Raw genomic sequence first — 5906 nt, 5'->3', positions numbered from 1 at the left:
GGGCGGCCAGCGCCGTGAAGTGGGCCACGGGCCAGCGGCGTCGTTCTTCGCTGGCGCCAAGCTGCATGGCCACGTATCCGGCATGGTCGGGCGGTGCGGCCTGGGCCAGTCGTGCCCCGGCCTCGGCAAGGGCGTCCGGAGTGGGCGCGCGCAACCGGTACACCGGGTCCACGTTGCCCACGCCCGCCGCCATGCGGAACAGGTCCACGAGGTTGAACGGGCTGCATCCGCGCTGCCGGGTGGAGGCTTGCAGAAAGGCCGACCACGGGTCGGCGTTGACGCCGAATCCGAACGGGTCCAGCCCGAAGCCGCGCAGGTCGCCCCCGGTTCCCTTGTCGCTCCCGTCACTCCCGTGGCCCGCCAGCAGCCGCCCCAACAGGCGGCCACCCAGCGTGGCCGTGAGGTTCAGCACCGCATCATGGGCATAGGCATCGCGCAACCGTTCGGCCCAGGTCATCAGACCCGCAGTGCAGGCCCGCCAGTCGCCACCGGGCTGCACGCCCGCCAGCAACGCCGAACCCGGCAGGGCCGCCACGTGGTCCACGCCTTCCAGCAGCGCAGCCGCCCCGGCAAAATTCTCCAGACACACCAGCCCCACCCGGTGCCCCCCCGCGCGCAGGCCATGCACCACCGGCTGCGTTTGCAGCAGGTCGCCGAAGCGGGTCAGGTTCACCAGCAGAAGGTTCATGGCGCATCCTTACCGTGAGCAGGTCCGAAAGGAAACGGGGGAGGCGGGCATCGGATTGGCGAAGCATGAGTACCACGCGCGGGTCAGCCAATTACCCAAGTGCTGACGACGCTTGCGCACGACAGGATTTTCGTTCTCCGGCAAGGAAGATGAGTCTTTTGCGAAGGGAGCGCGCGGCAGCCGTTACACGAACATCGTGAGTGTTACGGATGGCGACCGCAGCGCGCTCTTCTCGTACGTGACCGGAGCAAAAGGCGAAATCTGACGCGTTGCTCTCGATGGCCGTAAGGTTCGCAAGCTCGCCTAACGGCCACGCTTCGCGCCCTTCGGGTCGGTCTGCCGGAGGACGAAAAGACGGAGTGCGCTAGTCGGCCACCACGAAGTTGACCGCAAAATCACCCTTGAGCTTCTCGCGCATGCGCTCGGCTTCGCTCAGGGTGCTCCACGGACCCACCTGGACGCGCCAGAACCGGACCATGTCGGCCCAGTACATCCGGGCGTTCCAGCCCTGGCCTTGCAGGCGGGTCACCAGGCGGCTGGCGTTGTCCTTGTTGGAGAAGGCGCCCACCTGCACGTAGAAGCGGCCCGTCATGTCGCCGTCCTGCAGGCCGGGCACGTCGCCCACGGTTTCCACCCGCACCCGCGCGGTGCCGGGGCCCAGCATGCCGATCTGGTTGGCGGCGGTATTGGTCAGGTCGATGATCCGGTCGCCCACGAAGGGGCCGCGGTCGTTGACGCGCACGGTGGTGGACCGGCCATTCTGAAGGTTGGTCACCTTGACCACGGTGTTGAACGGCAGCAGCTTGTGCGCGGCGGTCAGCCCGTACATGTCGTAGGTTTCGCCGTTGGCGGTCTTGCGGCCATGAAAATCCTTGCCGTACCAGGAGGCGATGCCCTCTTCCGAAAACCCGTGCGCCGAAAGCAGCGGATGGTAGGTCTTGCCCAGCACCGTGTACGGTTTGGCGCGCGGTCCCTGGGGCTGGCCCTTGGGGTACTTCACGGACTGGTCCGACGGCGACGTGGAAATGCGGCGAGGGCCGGAACCGCAGCCCGCCACCAGCAGCGCGGCAAGCAGCAACAGGATTACGGAGACTACGGGCAAGGCGGGCAGGACGAGGCGGGGCGACGCGGAACAGGTCTGGCTGGGGCGAAGGTGCGGCATCAAGGCTCCGTCGGGTTGCGCCGGATACGGCGGGTACGCGGCCATGAGCGAATCATGGCGCAATCGGGCGGCAGCGGAAAACGGTCATTGCAAACACGCACGGCATGTGGCCGCAACGGGGGGGGCGGCGCAATATGCGAAACGTGACGCACCGGGCAGGGCGACACGACGCGCCGTGCGCTTTCAGGACTGTTACCGAAAACAGTCGCGCACGCAACTGCTTGCACATCCGTCTGCCACGCGCCGCAGCAGGCCGCGACGGTTACGGCGCAATGCCGTTCCGCCCGGCCCGGTGCGGCGGAGCACTCCCCATGGGGCGTGGGCGCATGCCGCCGCAGCAGTCCTGCCGGGCCACGACACGGCGGATACGCCCCCTCCGCCAAATCCAGGGCATCGGCCCTGCCCCGCACTGCCCCGGCCCTGCGCCTGACGGGGCGCGCAGGCTTGCGCCGCAAACAAAGAAAGGCCCGGAAGCGTTGCCGCTTCCGGGCCTTTGCCATCGATGGCTAGTCGTCGGAATCGCTGTCCACCACGTCCTCGATGGCCTCGGCCTGGCGGAGCAACTGTTCGATCTGGATGTCCGCACCGATGACCCCGGTGATCTCGTCCTTGTCGTCGGTGACCGCCGTGGACACGGTAAGGATGAGCTGGCTGGTGAACTGCGACTGGTACACATCGGTGATGTGCAGTTCGCCGGTCTGCATGGGCCGGATGAACCAGGCGCGGTTGGAGAAGTCGAAGCCCAGCGGCAGCTGTTCGTACTTCGACTTGTACGCCGGGTCGGTGATTGCGGCGGAGAGCAGCTTGCCCTCCTTGTCGGTGAGGTACAGGTACTGGATGAACGGGTACTCGCGCACGAAGTCGCGCATGCACGGGTACTTGTCCTCGCCGCCAAGGCCGGTGATCTGGCATTCCTGGGCCAGCTTGATGATCAGGTGCGCCGAAAGCTCGCCCGCCAGCTTCTTGATCTGGTCGAATTCCGAGGCGAACAGCTCGGGCATGAAGCGTCGCACCAGGGCCTTCATTTCCTTGTTGGAGAAGGACGTGTTGCGGCCCTTTTCGTAGGCGTCCATGATCTTGGTGTAGATCTTGCCCACGGCGGGGTGCTTCTTGGACACGTGCCGGTCTTCGGGCAGGCCCAGGTACTGGTTGATCCAGTAGGCCACGCCCGCGCGCCCCGACTTGTCGGTGATGATGATGGGCACCGGTCGGTTCAGGATCTTGCGCGTGTCGAAGATGTTGTAGATTTCCTCGTTCTTGGCCAGGCCGTCCACGTGGATGCCCGCGCTGGTGGCGTTGAAGTCCTTGCCCACGAACGGGTAGTTGTCGGGGATGCGGTAATCCAGTTCCTTCTCGAAGTATTCGGCAATTTCGTTGATGACCCGGGTATCGGCGGCGTCATCGTCGCCGGTCAGCGAGATGTATTCGATCACCAGTGCTTCCAGCGGAGTGTTGCCGGTGCGCTCGCCAAAGCCCAGAAGCGTGCAGTTGACGCCGGAGCAGCCGTACAGCCACGCCGTGGCCCCGTTGATGAGCACCTTGTGGAAGTCGTTGTGGCCGTGCCATTCCAGCCACTGTCCGGGCACGCCGCCTTCGTCCGTCATGGCGCGCACGATGCGCGGCACGGAGCGAGGCAGCGTTGCGCCGGGGTACGGCACGCCGTAGCCCATGGTGTCGCACATGCGGATCTTGACCGGCTGGCCGCTCTGCTTCGAAAGGTCCATCAGCCTGCGCGCGAAGGGCAGGCAGAAACCGTGGATGTCTGCGCGGGTGATGTCCTCGAAGTGGCAACGCGGGGTTATGCCCCATTCCAACGCCTGTTCCACCACGCGCAGGTAGTTGTCCATGGCCTTTTCTCGGTCCAGGCCCAGCTTGAGGTACAGGTGGTAGTCCGACACGCTGGTCAGCAGGCCCACTTCCTCGAACTCCATGTCCCGCGCTATCTTCAGGTCGTTGACGTTGGCCCGTATCCACCCGGTGACGCGGGGAAACTTGTACCCCTTGGCCCGACAGGCCTCGATGGCCCTGCGGTCCTTGTCGGAGTACATGAAGAACTCCGAGGCGTGGATGAGCCCGCTGCGACCGCCAAGGCGGTGCAGCATGTCGAAGATGTGCACGATCTGCTTCACCGTGTAGGGCGGGCGGGCCTGCTGGCCGTCGCGGAAAGTCGTGTCCGTGATGAACATCGGCTCTGCCGGGCGCGGCATCAGGAAGATGTCGTCGAACTCCACGCGGCTGATCTTGGAATAGGGAAAGATCTCGCGGTACAGTTCGGGGTCGTCGCGGTTCTCCAGCCGTACGCGGGAGGAAGCGCGATGAAGATGCAGCAGGCTCATGGCTAGATGGCCCTCCTTCGGGGGGTCTGATCGATACGCTGTTCCGCCTCGGCCACAAGGCGGTGCGCGCGCCGACAGCCGGGCGCCAGGGCCACGGCGGCGTGGGCGGCGCGCAGGGCGTCTTCGGGCCTGCCGCCGTCAAGCAGGGATTCCCCCGCCTGGATGAACATGCGCTCCGGCTTGTCGCCGTACAGTCCTTGCAGCAGCGGCCCGTACTCTTCACCGAACACCGAGCGCACAAGCTCGTCGCGGTCGAACAGCAGCCGCGCCAGCAGCCGGTTGCCCCCGTGGGCGGCGTAGTACAGGCACATCAGCCTGCGGATGCGGCCAAGGATGTAGCGGATGCGCCGGATTTCGCGCTCCATGCTTTCCCGCGTCTGGGCCAGCATGGATGCGAGCGGCTCGACGATGGACCGCAGCTCCTCCCCCATGTCCTGCTCTCGCAGGGCCCGGTACTGCGGCGCGTAGTGCTGGTGCTGGTAGGCGTCTTCCTTCAGCTTCACGCATTCGTGAAAGGCGTAGCCCACGGCCCAGTCCAGCATGGGCGCCACAGGGTCTTGCGCCGGGTCGTTGCGGAAGAGGTGATGCGCGGTGTCCTTCAGACGCCAGAGCAGCCCCTTGTTCATCATCTCGCCCAGAAGGTCGCGCATGACGGGGAAGGACACGGCACCGGCCTCGTCGAAGCGGTGGAACTGCCCCTCAAGCACGACGCTCGCCATGCAGAAATCCCGCATGACGTCCCGTGCGAACTCGGCCAGATTGGCCTCTACCCAGCGTCTCGACATGGTGCGTGGTACTCCAAGGCGGGATGTATAGCGTGATTTGACAAGAACGGGAAGTATGGGGTGAAGGGCTATCGCCGTGCGCGACGTGGCCTTGATGAAGACAGGCGTGCGCGGTTAGGGGGCTTGATCTCGCTATGCCTCCGGCGGGCAGGGGGTGTTGCAACGAACACCCCCTGCACCCACGCGGTCCAGGGGCTCCGCCCCTTGGAACCCCGTGTCGTCATGCACCGCATTCCTGTGCCGGACAGCTTCCCTCCGGCACAGGAATGCGGTGCAGGATACATCGGGGGTCCAGGACTTCAGCCGTTAGACGAGCGCGAAGATCGACCCGAAGGGCGCGAAGCGTGGCCGTTGGCGAGCTTGCGAGCCATACGGCCATCGTACGCAACGCGCGAGTCTTACGGCTGAAGATAGCAGGGCTGAGGCGCAGCCCCCCTGGAGCGCGGGGATGCAAGGGGCCGCCGCTCTGCGGCAGCCGTTAGGCGAGCGCGTAGATCGACCCGAAAGGCGCGAAGCGTGGCCGTTGGCGAGCTTGCGAGCCATACGGCCATCGTACGCAACGCGCGAGTCTTACGGATGGCGACCGCAGCGCGATGGCCCCTTGCCCGCCGGAGGCATAACGAAATCGAGGGCAATCAAAAGGGCTGGCGTGTCTTCGCAGAAAACACATCCAACAAGGCGCTACCTCTCCTATCCTCTCCCCTCCCCCACACCCCGCCACGCGGCTACAACAAACACACATCCTCGCCGCAGCACCGTTTCAGAAACGCCGTGTACGCCCCCAGTATCCGCCGCTCGCCCGCCGCGCGTTCCGGCGCCAGCGTCGGACACGGGTGCTCCGCCGCCAGACGTCGCAAAGCTTCCCGCTTGGGCAGCGCCCGCATGCCCTCGCCCAGTACCGCGCCATCCACGGCGGCCATGAGCAGGGCGTCGCG

General features: G+C 65.8%; 4 protein-coding genes and 1 pseudogene. All 5 read right to left on the bottom strand.

Features of this window, described 5'->3' with window-relative positions; translation table 11 throughout:
- The coding region (locus tag FVW20_RS06065) for a glycosyltransferase family 9 protein (protein WP_372434970.1) at positions 1-688 on the bottom strand (688 nt) is incomplete at its 3' end.
- A 364-nt stretch (positions 689-1052) separates the two neighbouring features.
- A complete protein-coding gene (locus FVW20_RS06060; RefSeq protein ID WP_231038916.1) occupies positions 1053-1850 on the bottom strand; it encodes a septal ring lytic transglycosylase RlpA family protein in 798 nt (265 codons plus the stop codon).
- A 506-nt stretch (positions 1851-2356) separates the two neighbouring features.
- Positions 2357-4186 (bottom strand): triose-phosphate isomerase, encoded by a 1830-nt coding sequence (locus FVW20_RS06055; protein ID WP_196608727.1) that lies wholly within the window; start codon positions 4184-4186, stop codon positions 2357-2359.
- Between the two features lie 2 nt (positions 4187-4188).
- Positions 4189-4971 (bottom strand): hypothetical protein, encoded by a 783-nt coding sequence (locus FVW20_RS06050; RefSeq protein WP_196608726.1) that lies wholly within the window; start codon positions 4969-4971, stop codon positions 4189-4191.
- Positions 4972-5696: 725 nt separating this feature from the next.
- Positions 5697-5906 (bottom strand): annotated as a pseudogene (locus tag FVW20_RS06045) (type I restriction endonuclease subunit R); the annotation flags it as partial.

This window comes from Nitratidesulfovibrio oxamicus (genome assembly GCF_015731765.1).
Taxonomy (GTDB): Bacteria; Desulfobacterota; Desulfovibrionia; order Desulfovibrionales; family Desulfovibrionaceae; genus Cupidesulfovibrio; species Cupidesulfovibrio oxamicus.
The sequence above is the reverse complement of the archived record's forward strand: the minus strand, read 5'-3'. Positions and strand labels throughout refer to the sequence as shown.